The sequence below is a fragment of the Mesorhizobium amorphae genome, assembly GCF_014843845.1.
Lineage (GTDB): Bacteria > Pseudomonadota > Alphaproteobacteria > Rhizobiales > Rhizobiaceae > Mesorhizobium > Mesorhizobium amorphae_A.
In genome coordinates this window covers 43,646-57,803 of the sequence record NZ_JHQS01000131.1, presented here as the reverse complement: position 1 = coordinate 57,803, position 14,158 = coordinate 43,646, and the positions used below count along the sequence as shown (strand labels likewise).

The 14,158-nt window shown below is 63.4% G+C and carries 15 protein-coding genes; 6 read left to right on the top strand and 9 right to left on the bottom strand.

The features are described 5' to 3' along the window. Positions 1-14: 14 nt before the first annotated feature. The 5 genes from pth (at position 15) to DH08_RS35250 (ending at position 4,070) form a co-directional block, all read left to right on the top strand. Entirely contained in the window at positions 15-740 is a 726-nt protein-coding gene (pth, locus tag DH08_RS35270) for an aminoacyl-tRNA hydrolase (RefSeq protein ID WP_192183795.1), read from the top strand. A gap of 96 nt (positions 741-836) precedes the next feature. Then, a complete protein-coding gene (gene ychF / locus DH08_RS35265; protein WP_192183794.1) occupies positions 837-1,940 on the top strand; it encodes a redox-regulated ATPase YchF in 1,104 nt (367 codons plus the stop codon). Positions 1,941-2,023: 83 nt separating this feature from the next. Next, the gene (corA, locus tag DH08_RS35260; RefSeq protein ID WP_192183873.1) at positions 2,024-2,989 is read left to right on the top strand and encodes a magnesium/cobalt transporter CorA; all 966 of its coding nucleotides are present in this window, start codon (positions 2,024-2,026) and stop codon (positions 2,987-2,989) included. 143 nt (positions 2,990-3,132) lie between these two features. Beyond that, the gene (locus DH08_RS35255; protein WP_192183793.1) at positions 3,133-3,603 is read left to right on the top strand and encodes a MaoC family dehydratase; all 471 of its coding nucleotides are present in this window, start codon (positions 3,133-3,135) and stop codon (positions 3,601-3,603) included. After that, complete coding sequence (locus tag DH08_RS35250; RefSeq protein WP_192183792.1) at positions 3,600-4,070, top strand: MaoC family dehydratase; 471 nt, start codon at positions 3,600-3,602, stop codon at positions 4,068-4,070. Before DH08_RS35255 ends, DH08_RS35250 begins: the two co-directional genes overlap by 4 nt. A gap of 10 nt (positions 4,071-4,080) precedes the next feature. Here the strand turns inward: DH08_RS35250 and DH08_RS35245 are convergent, their stop codons facing one another. The 5 genes from DH08_RS35245 to petA all read right to left on the bottom strand — a co-directional run bounded on the left by DH08_RS35245 (position 4,081) and on the right by petA (position 8,815). Beyond that, positions 4,081-4,626: an adenine phosphoribosyltransferase gene (locus DH08_RS35245; protein ID WP_006202565.1), complete on the bottom strand. Its 546-nt coding sequence runs from the start codon at positions 4,624-4,626 to the stop codon at positions 4,081-4,083. Between the two features lie 90 nt (positions 4,627-4,716). Next, positions 4,717-5,862: an alpha-hydroxy acid oxidase gene (locus DH08_RS35240; protein ID WP_192183791.1), complete on the bottom strand. Its 1,146-nt coding sequence runs from the start codon at positions 5,860-5,862 to the stop codon at positions 4,717-4,719. 189 nt (positions 5,863-6,051) lie between these two features. After that, positions 6,052-6,909 (bottom strand): cytochrome c1, encoded by an 858-nt coding sequence (locus DH08_RS35235; protein WP_192183790.1) that lies wholly within the window; start codon positions 6,907-6,909, stop codon positions 6,052-6,054. A gap of 27 nt (positions 6,910-6,936) precedes the next feature. Continuing rightward, a complete protein-coding gene (locus DH08_RS35230; protein ID WP_192183789.1) occupies positions 6,937-8,238 on the bottom strand; it encodes a cytochrome b in 1,302 nt (433 codons plus the stop codon). A 16-nt stretch (positions 8,239-8,254) separates the two neighbouring features. Beyond that, the gene (gene petA / locus DH08_RS35225; RefSeq protein ID WP_192183788.1) at positions 8,255-8,815 is read right to left on the bottom strand and encodes a ubiquinol-cytochrome c reductase iron-sulfur subunit; all 561 of its coding nucleotides are present in this window, start codon (positions 8,813-8,815) and stop codon (positions 8,255-8,257) included. Between the two features lie 312 nt (positions 8,816-9,127). Here petA and DH08_RS35220 point away from each other — a divergent pair, with 312 nt between their 5' ends. Further along, complete coding sequence (locus tag DH08_RS35220; protein WP_192183787.1) at positions 9,128-9,472, top strand: cupin domain-containing protein; 345 nt, start codon at positions 9,128-9,130, stop codon at positions 9,470-9,472. 84 nt (positions 9,473-9,556) lie between these two features. On the opposite strand, the gene DH08_RS35215 is transcribed toward DH08_RS35220, so the two are convergent. Genes DH08_RS35215 through DH08_RS35200 form a run of 4 tightly spaced genes read right to left on the bottom strand, consistent with a single transcriptional unit; the run spans position 9,557 to position 14,137 of the window. Continuing rightward, positions 9,557-9,865 (bottom strand): DUF6665 family protein, encoded by a 309-nt coding sequence (locus DH08_RS35215; RefSeq protein WP_192183786.1) that lies wholly within the window; start codon positions 9,863-9,865, stop codon positions 9,557-9,559. 1 nt (position 9,866) lies between these two features. Beyond that, positions 9,867-10,355 (bottom strand): GNAT family N-acetyltransferase, encoded by a 489-nt coding sequence (locus DH08_RS35210; RefSeq protein ID WP_192183785.1) that lies wholly within the window; start codon positions 10,353-10,355, stop codon positions 9,867-9,869. Positions 10,356-10,358: 3 nt separating this feature from the next. After that, positions 10,359-12,239 carry an ABC transporter ATP-binding protein gene (locus DH08_RS35205; RefSeq protein ID WP_192183784.1) on the bottom strand — a complete coding sequence of 627 codons (1,881 nt, stop codon included), beginning with the start codon at positions 12,237-12,239 and terminating at the stop codon, positions 10,359-10,361. After that, positions 12,236-14,137: an ABC transporter ATP-binding protein gene (locus DH08_RS35200; RefSeq protein ID WP_282595075.1), complete on the bottom strand. Its 1,902-nt coding sequence runs from the start codon at positions 14,135-14,137 to the stop codon at positions 12,236-12,238. Before DH08_RS35200 ends, DH08_RS35205 begins: the two co-directional genes overlap by 4 nt. Between the last annotated feature and the right edge of the window lie 21 nt (positions 14,138-14,158).

Sequence of the window (14,158 nt, the reverse complement as noted above, 5' to 3'; positions counted from 1 at the left end):
CCCGGAGAACGACGATGCTTGTCTTTGCAGGCCTCGGCAATCCGGGCGCGAAATATGCCAACAACCGGCACAACGTCGGGTTCATGGCGGCGGACGCGATAGCCCGCCGCCACTCCTTTTCGCCCTGGTCGAAGAAGTTCCAGGGCCTGATCGCCGAAGGCACGATCGACGGCGAAAAGATCATCCTGATCAAGCCGCAGACCTTCATGAACCTGTCCGGCCAGTCGGTCGGCGAGGCACTGCGCTTCTACAAGCTCGACGCTGCCGCCCTCACCGTTTTCTATGACGAAATCGACCTTGCCGCCGGCAAGGTTCGGGTCAAGGTCGGCGGCGGTTCGGGCGGCCATAACGGCATCCGCTCGCTTGACGACCATGTCGGCAAGGCTTTTCGCCGCGTGCGCATCGGCGTCGGCCATCCAGGCGTTCGGGAAATGGTGCACGGCCATGTGCTTGGCGACTTCGCCAAGGCCGACCGCGAGTGGCTGGCTGTGCTGCTCGACACCATCGCCGACGACGCCGGATTGCTGGCCAAGGGCGACGACAACTCCTTCATGAACCGCGTGACGCTCGCCTTGCGCGACAAGCTAGCGCCGACCGGTGACGACGACCGCCCGCCACCGAAAGCGCCAAAGGCCCAAAGCCACATTCGCCAGGCACGGCCGCAGCAGGCGCCTGCCAAGCTGCCCGAAACCGGCCCGATGGCCGCCATGCTGAAGAAGCTGTTCGGCGGCAAGGGCTGAACCGGGACGCGATCGCGGCCGTAGGGCTTGACGATCCTTGGCGCTATCGCCCATAGCCCTGATCAAAATTTCGCTTTCCCGATAGGACCGGACAAAATGGGTTTCAAATGCGGCATCGTTGGCTTGCCCAACGTCGGCAAGTCGACGCTTTTCAACGCGTTGACCAGGACGGCGGCGGCGCAGGCCGCCAACTATCCGTTCTGCACCATCGAACCGAACACCGGCGAGGTGGCAGTGCCCGACCCGCGCCTGCAGAAGATCGCCGCGATCGGCAAGTCGAAGGAGATCATCCCGACCCGCATCTCCTTCGTCGACATCGCCGGCCTGGTGCGTGGCGCCTCCAAGGGCGAAGGGCTGGGCAACCAGTTCCTCGCCAACATCCGCGAGGTCGACGCCATCGTCCATGTGCTGCGCTGCTTCGAGGATGACGACATCACTCATGTCGAAGGTCGCATCGATCCGGTCGCCGACGCCGAGACCGTCGAGACCGAGCTCATGCTCGCCGACCTGGAGAGCCTCGAACGCCGCATCGCGCAGTTCCGCAAGCGCGCCTCCGGCAAGGACAAGGAAGCGATGACGGTGCTGCCGACCATGGAAGCGGCACTCGAGTTGCTGCAAGCAGGCAAGCCGACCCGCATCCTGCTCAACGGCATCTCGCCGGAAGACCTGCGCATTCTGCAGGGGCTGAACCTGTTGACCTCGCATCCCGTGCTCTATGTCTGCAACGTCGCCGAGGCCGATGCGGCCACCGGCAACGAGCACACCAGCGCGGTTGAAAAGATGGCCGCGGCGCAAGGCGCCAGCACGGTCGTCATCTCGGCCGCGATCGAGGCCGAGGTCGCCCAGCTCAGCGACGAGGAGGAAATGGAATTCCTGGCCTCACTGGGGCTGGACGAGCCAGGCCTGAACAAGGTCATCCGTGCCGGCTATGAGCTTTTGCAATTGATCACCTATTTCACCGTCGGACCGAAGGAAGCGCGCGCCTGGACCGTGCACAAGGGCGCCAGGGCGCCGCAGGCGGCCGGCGTCATCCATACCGATTTCGAGCGCGGCTTCATCCGCGCCCAGACCATCGCCTACAACGACTTCGTCGCGCTTGGCGGCGAAGTGGCGGCCAAGGAAGCCGGCAAGGCGCGCGACGAAGGCAAGGAATACGTCGTCCAGGACGGCGACATCATGCTGTTCAAGTTCAACACCTGACCTTGCGGGCAGGCCGCCCTCGCAGCGGTGCTCCAGGGTAACGCGAATTTCGGATTCGCCACATGAGCAAGGGAGACCCGGCGATGATCAAGGCCTTCGTCGTGGACAATGATCGCCTGCGCGTTACCGAAAACCTCGACGACAATGTCGTCTGGGCCGACCTCTTGAGCCCGACAAAGGAAGAAGAGGCCGCCATCGAGAGCTGGCTCGGCGTCGCCATTCCGACCCGCGAGGAGATGGAGGAGATCGAGATTTCGAGCCGCCTCTATGTCGAGGACGGCGCCTATTTCATGACCGCCACGCTGCCGGCCCAGACCGAGATCGACGATCCCCTGATGTCGCCGGTCACCTTCGTGCTCGCCGGCACCAGGCTGATCACCGTGCGCTATCACGAGCCGAAGGCGTTCAAGACCTTTCCGCAGCGCGCCGAGAAGGTGGCGACCGGCTGCACCAGCGGCGACACCATCCTGATCGGCCTGCTGGAGGCGATCGTCGACCGGCTCGCCGATATTCTGGAGCGCGCCGGCCGCGACGTCGAGGCGATCTCGCGCGACATCTTCCAGGCGACCTCGACCAAGGTTTCCAAGCGCAACCGCGACTTCCAGGAACTCTTGAAAGCCATCGGCCGCAAGGAAGATCTTACCTCCTCGATCCGCGACAGCCTGATCTCGCTGCAGCGCCTGGCTGGCTTCTTCGCCCATGCCTCGACCCGCACCAAGATGAGCAAGGACACAAAGGCGCGCATCAAGACGCTGTCGCGCGACGTGCTTTCGCTCGCCGACCATGCCACCTTCCTGTCGCAGAAGATCTCCTTCCTGCTCGACGCCACGCTCGGCATGATCTCGATCGAGCAGAACGCCATCATCAAGATCTTCTCCGTCGCCGCCGTCATCTTCCTGCCGCCGACGCTGGTTGCTTCGATCTACGGCATGAATTTCGACATCATCCCCGAACTCAAATGGCAGCTCGGTTATCCCTTCGCCATTGCCATGATGGTGCTGTCGGCGATCCTGCCCTTCTGGTATTTCCGCCGCCGCGGCTGGCTTTAGGCGCCCCAGGCCCACGCGCCGTCGATGCTGGCGCACCAGAAATTGCTTGACCAAAACCCGTGCGGCCTTCATCCGGGAAACCCCGATCCGTCCTGATCGGTGTTCCGCAACCGGATTTAGACGATGACCGGAAAGACTTGGAGATGACAGGAAAGACCTGGGCCTATGAGGATTTCGTCGAGGGCGCCTCGCTCGACCTCGGCGTGAAGCAGGTGAGCGCCGCCGAGATCATCGAATTCGCCAGTGAATTCGACGCCCAGCCGATGCATCTCGACGAGGAGGCCGGCAAGGCCAGCATTCTGGGCGGTCTGTCGGCTTCGGGCTGGCACACCTGCGCGATGTTCATGCGCATGCTGTGCGATGCCTTCCTGCTCGACTCGACCTCGCAGGGCTCGCCGGGCATCGAACACGTCAAATGGAAGAAGCCGGTTCTGGCCGGCGATACGTTGAGCGGCACGCTCACCGTAGTCGCCAAGCGCCAGTCCAAATCGCGGCCTCAACTCGGGCTTATCACCATGCGCAGCGAACTCTTCAATCAGCGCGGCGAAAGCGTCTTCGAGCTCGAAAACACCGGCATGTTCCTCGCGCGTGACGCCGCAAAAGGCCTGTCATGACCTTGGACGAATACTTCCTGATCGGCGTCACCGTCACGCTCGGTTCGCACACATTCGAACCGGACGACATCAAGGCATTCGCCCGCAAATACGATCCGCAGGTCTTCCATGTCGACGAGGAGGCGGCAAAGACGAGCGTGCTCGGCGGTCTCTGCGCTTCCGGCTGGCACACCGCCGCCACCTGGATGAAGTACAACCTCGAAAAGCGCATGGAGACGGAAGGCGTCCGCTGGACAGGTCCAGGCCCGCAGCCGGAATTCGGCCCCTCCCCGGGCTTCAGGAACCTGAAATGGCTGAAGCCCGTCTATGCCGGCGAGACCGTGACATTCACGCGCACCGCGCTCGCCCATCGCCCGCTCGCCGCGCGCCCCGGCTGGCATTTGCTGACGCTGCTCTGCGAGGCCTCCGATTCGACCGGCGACAAGGTCATCGAGTTCGACAGTGCGGTGCTGGTGAAGGTCGAGTAGTTCGCCCTTTTCAATGCCCCTCGAAGCCGATCAGCGTCCTCACCGGCACGCCGAGCGACTCCAGCTTCTTGCGGCCGCCGAGATCCGGCAGGTCGATGACGAAGCAGGCGGCAAGGATGTCAGCGCCGATCTGCCTGAGCAGCTTGACCGCCGCCTCCGCCGTGCCGCCGGTGGCGATCAAATCGTCGACCAGGATCACCTTTTCGCCCTCGGCAACGCCGTCCTTGTGCATCTCCATCTCGTCCAGCCCATATTCCAGGCTGTAGGCGACGCGTACCGTCTCGTAAGGCAGCTTGCCCTTCTTGCGGATCGGCACGAAGCCCGCCGAAAGCTGGTGGGCGACTGCACCGCCGAGGATGAAGCCGCGCGCCTCGATGCCGGCGATCTTGTCGATCTTCAGCCCGGCATAGGGATGCACCAATTCGTCGATGGCGCGGCGAAAGGCGCGCGCATTGCCGAGCAGCGTGGTGATGTCGCGAAACAATATGCCGGGCTTCGGATAATCGGGAATGGTGCGGATCGCCGAGAGCAGCGTCTCTTCGAGGGAGGATTTCATGGTTCGCACTCCACACTGGCGTAGTCGATGTCTTGCCGCGAAGAGCGAGACCCGTTGGCTTGATCGGGCGTCCGCCCGTTTCGCGCGAGATTATCTGAAACGCAGATTTTCGCGCGTCAATTGTTCGATCGAGGTGCAGCCCATCAGCTTCATGCCGCGTTCGATCTCGACCCGCATCTGTTCGAGCGCGCGTTCGACGCCCGCCTGCCCGGCCGCCGCCAGCGGGAACAGATAGTAGCGACCGACGCCGACGGCCTTGGCGCCGAGCGACAGCGCCTTCAGCACATGCGTGCCGCGCTGCACGCCGCCATCCATGATGACGTCGATCCGGTCGCCGACGGCATCGACGATCTCGGCAAGCTGGTCGAAAGCCGCCCGCGAGCCGTCCAGCTGCCGGCCGCCATGGTTCGACAGGACAATGCCGCTGCAGCCGATCTCGGCGGCGCGCCTGGCATCCTCCACCGACATGACGCCCTTGAGGCAGAACGGCCCCTGCCACAGCCGGACCATCTCGGCGACGTCGTCCCAATTCATCGACGGATCGAGCATCTCGGTGAAGTAGTGGCTGATCGACATGGTGCCGCCGCCCATGTCGACATGCTCGTCGAGCTGCGGCAGCTTGAACCCCTCATGGGTGAAATAGTTGATTGCCCAGGCCGGCTTGACGGCGAACTGCAGCATTCCGGACAGATTGAGCTTGAAAGGAATGGCAAAGCCCGTGCGCTTGTCGCGTTCGCGGTTTCCCCCGGTGATGCTGTCCACGGTCAGCATCATCACCTCGACGCCGATGTCCTTGGCGCGCTGCATCATCGCCCGGTTCAGGCCGCGATCCCGGTGGAAGTAGAACTGGTAGACCTGCGGCCCGCTGCTGATCTTGCGCGCCTCCTCGAGGCTGACCGTGCCGAGCGAGGAGACGCCGAACATCGTGCCGTATTTGGCTGCAGCCTTGGCGACCGCGCACTCGCCCTGATGGTGGAACAGCCGCTGCAAGGCGGTCGGCGAACAATAGACAGGCATTGCCAGCTTCTGTCCCATGACCGTCACCGACATGTCGATCTCGCTCACCCCACGCAAGACGTTGGGAACCAGGTCGCATCTCTCGAAGCTTTCGGTGTTGCGGCGATAGGTGACCTCGTCGTCGGCCGCACCGTCAATGTAGTTGAAGATCGGCCCCGGCAGCCGCTGTTGCGCCATGCGCCGGAAATCGGAAAAATTGTGACAGTCGCGTAGCCGCATCATCGATTTCCAAACATCATGCCGTCAACGATCCTCCCCGTCACAGACGCCGCGTGGCATAGCAATCACATGGCGCCGTGCCAACGGGCTTGTTCAAGCGGCCGGCAACCCCTCGATCGTGAAGCACAGCACGTTTTGAAATGCAAAAGGGCGCCTTGCGGCGCCCTTCGGAACTCGCGGCATGGCGGCTTAGTGCGCCACGCCTTCCCATACCTTGCGCTTGGTCAGATAGACCAGGGCGCCGAACAGCAGCAAGAACACCAGGACGCGGAAGCCGGTCTTCTTGCGGTCTTCCATATGCGGCTCGGCCGCCCACATCAGGAACGCCGACACGTCGCGCGAATACTGGTCGACCGTCTGCGGCGCGCCGTCGTCATAGGTCACCTGGCCGTCGGAGAGCGGCTTGGGCATCTTCAGCGACACGCCGGACAGGAAGTATGGATTGTAGTGCGTGCCCTCGGGGATCACCATGCCGGCCGGCGGCGTCTCGTCGTAGCCGGTCAGCAGCGAATGGATATAGTCGGGGCCGCCCTGCGCATACTGCGTGAAGATGTCGAATACGAAGCGCGGGAAGCCGCGCTCGACGCCGCGCGCCTTGGCCAGCAGCGACATGTCCGGCGGAGCAGCGCCGCCATTGGAGGCAGCAGCGGCCTGCTCGTTGGCGAACGGCGCCGGGAAGTAGTCGGACGGCTTGCCGGGACGGTCGAACATGTCACCGGCGTCGTTGGGGCCGTCATGGATGGTGTATTCGGCGGCAAGCGTCTTCACCTGCGCTTCCGAATAGCCGAGCCCTTCCAGCGTGCGGAACGCCACCAGGTTCATCGAGTGGCAGGCCGCGCAGACTTCCTTGTAGACCTTCAGGCCGCGCTGCAGCTGCGCCTTGTCGTAGGTGCCGAACGGCCCGGCGAAGCTCCAGTCCATCTCCTTCGGCTCATCGATCGGGAAGTGCGTCGGCGCGGCCGCGTTGTGTGCCTCCTCGGCGGCGATCGCCACGGTGCCAACAACCACAAGGCCAAGCAGCGCCAGCGAGGTGAGAATCTTCTTCATGCTAAATCCCCTTAGATTCTCTGCCGCTCAGCCCTTGGTTTCCGGCGCGGCCGTAGCCCCCGCAGGATGATGTCCGCCACCCTTGTTCTTCTCGAGCACCGCCTCGGTGATCGAATTCGGCAGCCTGCGCGGTGTCTCGATCAGCCCGAGCACCGGCAGCGCAACCAGAAAGAAGGCGAAGTAGAACAGCGTCGCCATTTGCGCCATGAAGACATAGCTGCCTTCGGCCGGCTGCGAGCCGAGCCAGCCGAGCAGGACGGCGTCGGCGACGAACAGCCAGAAGAACAATTTGTACCAGGGCCGGTAGACCGCCGAGCGCACCTTGGAGGTGTCGAGCCACGGCACCAGGAACAGCATGACGATGGCGCCGAACATGCACAACACGCCGCCGAGCTTGGAGTTGATCGGACCGATGTTGAAGGTGATGGCGCGCAGGATCGCGTAGAACGGCAGGAAGTACCATTCCGGCACGATATGGGCGGGCGTCTTAAGCGGGTCGGCGATCGTATAGTTGTCCGGATGGCCGAGATAGTTCGGCAGGTAGAAGACGAAATAGGCGAAGAAGAACAGGAACACGATCATGCCGAACGCGTCCTTGATGGTCGCGTAAGGCGTGAAGGCGACGGTGTCGGTCTTAGACTTGACCTCGATGCCGGTCGGGTTCGACTGGCCGACGACGTGCAGCGCCCAGACGTGCAGCACGACGACGCCGGCGATCATGAACGGAAGCAGATAATGCAGCGCGAAGAAGCGGTTGAGCGTCGGATTGTCGACGGCAAACCCGCCAAGCAACAGCTCCTGAATCCAGTTGCCGACCAGCGGGATGGCGCTGAAGAAGCCGGTGATGACGGTGGCGCCCCAGAAGCTCATCTGTCCCCACGGCAGCACGTAGCCCATGAAGCCGGTCGCCATCATCAGCAGGTAGATGATGCAGCCGAGGATCCACAGCAACTCACGCGGGGCCTTGTAGGAGCCGTAGTAGAGGCCGCGGAAGATATGGATGTAGACGGCGACGAAGAAGAACGAGGCGCCGTTGGAATGCAGATAGCGCAGCAGCCATCCCGAATTCACGTCGCGCATGATCTTTTCGACCGAGTCGAAGGCGAGGGTCGTGTCGGCCGTATAGTGCATGGCCAGCACGATACCGGTCAGGATCTGCGAGACCAGCATGATCGACAGGATGCCGCCGAAGGTCCAGGCATAGTTGAGGTTGCGCGGCACCGGATAGGCGACGAAGCTGTCATAGATCAGCCGCGGCAGCGGCATGCGGGCGTCCAACCAGCGTTCGATACCGGTCTTGGGCGTATAGGTCGAGTGTCCCTCGCTCATCGAAATATCCCCTGCCTCAACCGATAAGGATCTTGGTATCGGAAATGAACTTGAATACCGGCACCGCCATGTTCTCCGGTGCCGGACCTTGGCGGATACGGCCGGCGGTGTCGTACACCGAACCGTGGCACGGGCAGAACCAGCCGCCGAAATCGCCTTCCTGGCCGAGCGGGATGCAGCCCAGATGGGTGCAGACCTGCACCATCACCATCCAGGCTTCCTTGCCGGGCATGGTCCGGTTGGCATCAGTCGCCGGGGCATCGGCCGGCAGGTTGGCGTTGCGGGCGATCGGATCCTTGAGCTCGGCGAGGTTGACGGCCTCGCCGTCCTTCATCTCCTGCTCGGTGCGGTTGCGCACCACGACCGGCTTGCCGCGCCATTTGACGATCAGCGACATGCCCGGCGTCAGCGAAGCGACATCGACCTCGACCGAGGCCAGCGCCAACGTCGAGGCATCGGGGCGCATCTGGTCGATGAACGGCCATGCGACGGCGCCCGCGCCGACCACAGCGGCCATGCCGGTGGCGACGTAGAGAAAATCACGACGGTTGGGATCCTGGGTGTCGGTTGCGCTCACGGGTGCCTGATCCTTTCGCCTCGTCCGTGCCGGTGGTCGAGCCTGTTCCCCGCTCATTCACGCCAACCCGACAGCGCATGGCGAACAGGCTAGCGAACTCCTCCGGCATTTGGACTTCGGTTTATGCGTGAAGCCCGTTTTTGTCCAGCGGGGTGGAGGCACAAGGGCAGATTGTCGCGGGGACACGGCGCCGCTTTCCAAAGCACTGTGCCGGCTGACCGCCCGACACAGCGAAACGACCGGAAATCCCGCGCGAAATCCAGGCCCGTGGTCGCCTCGACAGCCGCCGCAGGCCGGGTCTATTCTTCTCCTATGGCGCATATCATAGACCGCGACACATGGGCCGAGGCGCCCGACTGCTGGCAAGGCGAGCTGCAGTGCGGCGCCTTTGGCTCCAACAGCTGCCTGATCTTCAACTATTTGCCTGACGTCGGCGGCGGCCCACGTCTGCACAGCCATCCCTACGCAGAGATCTTCATCATCCGTCAGGGCACCGGACTGTTCACGGTCGGCGACCGGCAGATCGAGGCGTCCGCCGGCCAGATCGTCATCGTGCCGCCGGACACGCCGCACAAATTCACCAATCTCGGCCCGGGCGCGCTCGAGACCACCGATATCCACGAGAACGGCAGCTTCATCACCAAATGGCTGGAGTAGACCATGATCCCGAGCAGAAGGTCAGCGTAGCAAAAAGTGGAGGCCGGTTTTCGGAAAAGATCATGGTCAAACAAAAAGACAGCGCTATTTGGCACCGAGCCTGACCAACACGGCCCTTGGGATATCGTACTCACGGATCACCACGTCGTGCTTGCGCAGGCCGCAGAGTTCGCGCTGGATGAAGTAGCCGTGCACGGCTTCGGCCGCTTCCTTGAGGAGCCTGGGCCGCTGCTCCTTGTCGTCTCCATTCTCACGCAGCTTGGCCAGCGTCTCCTCGACGCGCTGCCCGGCGCGCCCGAGCGCCGCTGCCTTCTCGGCCAGGATTTCATGGCCGAGCGCGTCGAAGGCGGCTTCCCCGGCCGAACTGCCGGTGGACGGCGGGCGCAACGACATCTCAGTCTCCTTTCCTGCCGACCGCGGACTTTGTCTCGAACGTCATACGATGGGTGACGAATTCTTCGCCCTTGACCGGCCCGAAGCCAAGTCCCTCATAGAAAGCGAAGGCTTCCTGCGGCGCCCTTGTGTTCAGCGCGGCGAAATGTCGACGTGCCCTGTCGACAACCGTCTCGACCAGCATTCTGCCGACACCGTTGCGGCGATGCAGCGCGCTGACGAACAGGTGACGGACCCGGCCTTGCTCCCTGCCGTCGAAATAGGGGTCGATGTTCAGCCCACACACACCAACGACTTCGCGGCCATGCCAGACACCAAACAGCGCCTCGCCATGTTTCAGGAACCTGTTGCGGCGGCTTGCCCAGCCATCGGCCAGGCGCACCAGCATCCAGTATCCCTCGAGGCGGCTCTCTTCCATCAATGCGCGGAAGGCTGGCGTCGTCGGCCGCAGCCGCTTCAGCACATAGCCGGTTACCATCGATCCGCCCATGCCCTACTCCGCCGGACGCGTCTCTTCCAGCACGCTTTCCTCGTTGAACAGGAAGCCGCCGGACTGCCGTTTCCACAGCCGTGCATAGAGCCCGTCGAGCGCCACCAGTTCGTCATGCGTGCCTTGCTCGACGATGCGGCCGCCGTCGAGCACCACCAGCCGGTCAAGCGCCGCGATCGTCGACAGCCGGTGGGCGATGGCGATGACCGTCTTGTTCTCCATCAGTCGTGCCAGATTCTCCTGGATCGCCGCCTCGATGTCGGAATCGAGCGCCGAGGTCGCCTCGTCGAGGATCAGGATCGGTGCGTCCTTGAGGAAGACGCGGGCGATCGCCACGCGCTGGCGTTGGCCGCCGGACAGCTTCACGCCGCGCTCGCCAACATAGGCCTCGTAGCCCTTACGGTCTTTGTTGTCGCGCAGGCCGAGGATGAACTCGTGCGCCTCGGCCTTCCTGGCCGCCGCGACCACTTGCGCCTCGGTCGCATCCGGCATGCCGAGCTTGATGTTGTCGCGCAGTGAGCGATGGAAAAGTGCTGTATCCTGGCTGACGACGCCGATATTGGCGCGCAGCGAGTTCTGCGTCACGCCCGATATGTCCTGCCCGTCGATCAGGACCTTGCCGCCCTCGAGGTCGTAGAGGCGCAGGATCAGATTGGCCAAGGTCGTCTTGCCGGCGCCGGACGGCCCGACCAGCCCGACCTTTTCACCCGGCCGCACCACGAGATCGATGCCGTCGAGCACGCCGAACCCTTTGCCGTAGTGGAAAGTGACGTTCTTCACCTCGATGCGGCCGCCGCCCACGACAAGCTCGCCGGCATCCGGCGCATCGGTCAGGCCGAGCGGCTGCGAAATCAGCGCCTTGGAATTCTCCAGCACGCCGAGATTCCTGAGGATGCTGTTGAGCTGCATCATCAGCCGGCCAAGCAGCATGTTGAGCCTGAGCACCAGCGACAGCGTGAAGGCGACCGCGCCGACGGTGATCGAGCCTTCCACCCAGAGATAGATGGCAAAGCCGGCGATCGCCGTTATCATGATGCCCGACAGCGTCGTCAGCGCCATGCGCACGCCGGTCAGCCTGCGCGTGAATGGCCGCAGCGCATCGAGATAGATGTCGAAGCCGTTCCGGATATAGCGGTCGTCGCCATCGGCCGAGAACAGCTTCAGCGTCTGCACGTTGGAATAGGAATCGACGATGCGGCCGGTGATCATCGAGCCAGCCTCGGCGGTCGCCTCGGCATGTTTGCGGATCGCCGGCAGGTAGAACTTGGCCAGAAAGCCGAAGGCGGTGATCCAGATCACCACCAGCAACGCCAGCCTGAGATCGAGGCCGGCGACCAGGGCCAGCGTCGTCACCGTGTAGACGATCATGAACCAGACGACCTCGATGAAGCTCTCCATCAGGTCGCCGGTCGCCTGCCCGGCCTGCCAGACCTTTGTGGCGATGCGGCCGGCGAAATCGTTCTGGAAGAAGGCGTAGGACTGGCGCGAGACGTGGCGATGCCCCTGCCAGCGCACCAGATTGTAGAAACCTGGCGTGATCGTCTGCTCGTCGACCAGCGCCGACAGGCCGACGACGAGGGTGCGGACGACCAGCACCACCGCGGCCATGAAGACGAGTTCGGGGCCGGCGGCGGTCCACAAAGCGTGCCAGCTGCGTTCGGGAAGCTGGTCGAGAATGTCGACCAGCCGCCCGACGAAATAGAACAGTCCGGCCTCGACCAGCGGCGCGATGCCGCCGATGACCAGCATGGCGAAGAAGGCAAACTTCGCCTGCCCGACATAGTGCCAGAGGAAGCCGCCGACGCTGGCAGGTGGCCTGAGACTCGCCGGCTCCCGGAACGGATAGACCCAGTTCTCGAACCAGCGGTAGACGGCAGTCATCATTCGGCGGCTTCACCCTTGGCGCCAATATCGTTGGCGACAGCGTCGTTGGCGGCCTCGGCCGGCCTCTCGTCGAGCAGGAAGCCGCCCGACTGGCGCTGCCAGAGCTGCGCGTAGAGTCCGCCCTTGGCCACCAGTTCCTCGTGCGAACCTTCCTCGATGACACGGCCCATGTCCATGACGACGAGCCTGTCCATCGCCGCGATGGTCGACAGCCGGTGCGCGATGGCGATGACGGTCTTGCCCTGCATAAGCCTGTAGAGGTTCTCCTGGATGGCGGCCTCGGCTTCCGAATCGAGCGCTGACGTCGCCTCGTCGAGAATGAGAATCGGCGCGTCCTTCAGCATAACGCGGGCAATGGCGATGCGTTGCCGCTGGCCGCCGGACAATTTGACGCCGCGGTCGCCGACATGGGCGTCGAACCCCTTGCGGCCGCTGGCGTCGATGAGCCCGCCGATAAAGTCGACCGCCTCGGCCCGCGCCGCCGCCTCGAGCAGCATCTCGTGGGTCGCGTCCGGACGGCCATAGAGGATGTTCTCGCGCACCGAGCGGTGCAGCAGGGAGGTGTCCTGCGTCACCATGCCGATCTGCGCGCGCAGCGAATCCTGCGTCACCGAAGCGATCTCCTGGCCGTCGATCAGGATCTTGCCAGCTTCGAGGTCGTAGAACCGCAAAAGCAGGTTGACCAGCGTCGACTTGCCGGCACCGGAACGGCCGACGATGCCGACCTTCTCGCCCGGCTTCACCGTCAGCGACAGGTTCTCGATGACGCCCTTCTGCTTGCCGTAGTGGAAGCGGATGTCCTCGAAACGGATCTCACCCCTGGCAACGGTGATGTCCTTCGCACCCGGCCTGTCTACGACAAGGCGCGGCAGCGAGATCGAGGCGATGCCGTCCTGCACCGTGCCGACGTTCTCGAACAGGCTCGACATTTCCCACATGATCCATTGCGACATGCCCCACATCCTGAGCACGAGGCCGATGACCACGGCGACGGCACCGATCGTCACCGCCTGGCCGAGCCACAACCACAGCGACAGTGTGGTGACGGAGAACAACAGCAGCGCGTTGAGGATGTAGAGCATGCCGTAGAGCACCGTCACCAGCCGCATCGACCGGTAGACCGTATCGAGAAAGCCGGCCATGCCTTCCTTGGCGAAGGAGGCTTCGCGGCGCGCGTGGCTGAAGAGCTTGACTGTCTGGATGTTGCTGTAGCTGTCGACGACACGGCCGGTCATGGTCGAGCGCGCATTTGCCTGCTCCTCGCCGACCTTGCCGAGCCGTGGAATGAAAAAGCGCAGCAGCCCGATATAGCCGATGAGCCAGACGACCAGCGGCGTGGCCAGCCGCCAGTCGGCGGAACCGACGATGAACAACACGCCGAGGAAATAGACGATGATGTAGTTGAGCACGTCGATGAGCTTGATGACGCATTCGCGCACGGCGAGCGCCGTCTGCATCAGCTTGGTCGCGATGCGTCCGGCGAACTCGTCCTGGTAGAAGGCCATCGACTGCTTCAGCAGATAGCGATGCACCTGCCAGCGGATGCGCATCGGGTAGTTGCCCATCAGCGTCTGCTGGTTGAGCAGAGAATGCAGCCAGACCGTGCCCGGCAGCGCGAACAGGACGATGAAGGCCATGCCGGCGAGCTTCGAGCCTTCGGTCTGCAGGAAGGTTTCGCGATTCTGCCCCGACAGCCAATCGACGATGTGGCCGAGGAAGCCGAACATCCACACCTCGGCAAAGGCAATCGCCGCCACCAGGATCGCGTCCAGGATGATGTAGGGCCAGGCGCCGCGTGTATAATGCATGCAGAAGCCGACCAGCGTCTTCGGCGGCTCGACCGGTTCCGCTGCCGGGAACGGATCGAGCCTTTTCTCAAACCAGCCAAACATCATCATGCTCATAAATCTCTTTTCCGC

What these genes read in the sequence shown, in the direction of transcription:
- DH08_RS35220 (WP_192183787.1), top strand. Translation starts at nt 9,128, where the DNA reads ATGGCGCATATCATAGACCGCGACACATGGGCCGAGGCGCCCGACTGC.
- DH08_RS35230 (WP_192183789.1), bottom strand. Translation starts at nt 8,238, where the DNA reads ATGAGCGAGGGACACTCGACCTATACGCCCAAGACCGGTATCGAACGC.
- DH08_RS35240 (WP_192183791.1), bottom strand. Translation starts at nt 5,862, where the DNA reads ATGCGGCTACGCGACTGTCACAATTTTTCCGATTTCCGGCGCATGGCG.
- ychF (WP_192183794.1), top strand. Translation starts at nt 837, where the DNA reads ATGGGTTTCAAATGCGGCATCGTTGGCTTGCCCAACGTCGGCAAGTCG.
- DH08_RS35205 (WP_192183784.1), bottom strand. Translation starts at nt 12,239, where the DNA reads ATGATGACTGCCGTCTACCGCTGGTTCGAGAACTGGGTCTATCCGTTC.
- DH08_RS35245 (WP_006202565.1), bottom strand. Translation starts at nt 4,626, where the DNA reads ATGAAATCCTCCCTCGAAGAGACGCTGCTCTCGGCGATCCGCACCATT.
- DH08_RS35200 (WP_282595075.1), bottom strand. Translation starts at nt 14,137, where the DNA reads ATGATGATGTTTGGCTGGTTTGAGAAAAGGCTCGATCCGTTCCCGGCA.
- DH08_RS35250 (WP_192183792.1), top strand. Translation starts at nt 3,600, where the DNA reads ATGACCTTGGACGAATACTTCCTGATCGGCGTCACCGTCACGCTCGGT.
- DH08_RS35215 (WP_192183786.1), bottom strand. Translation starts at nt 9,865, where the DNA reads ATGTCGTTGCGCCCGCCGTCCACCGGCAGTTCGGCCGGGGAAGCCGCC.
- corA (WP_192183873.1), top strand. Translation starts at nt 2,024, where the DNA reads ATGATCAAGGCCTTCGTCGTGGACAATGATCGCCTGCGCGTTACCGAA.
- DH08_RS35235 (WP_192183790.1), bottom strand. Translation starts at nt 6,909, where the DNA reads ATGAAGAAGATTCTCACCTCGCTGGCGCTGCTTGGCCTTGTGGTTGTT.
- pth (WP_192183795.1), top strand. Translation starts at nt 15, where the DNA reads ATGCTTGTCTTTGCAGGCCTCGGCAATCCGGGCGCGAAATATGCCAAC.
- DH08_RS35210 (WP_192183785.1), bottom strand. Translation starts at nt 10,355, where the DNA reads ATGGGCGGATCGATGGTAACCGGCTATGTGCTGAAGCGGCTGCGGCCG.
- DH08_RS35255 (WP_192183793.1), top strand. Translation starts at nt 3,133, where the DNA reads ATGACAGGAAAGACCTGGGCCTATGAGGATTTCGTCGAGGGCGCCTCG.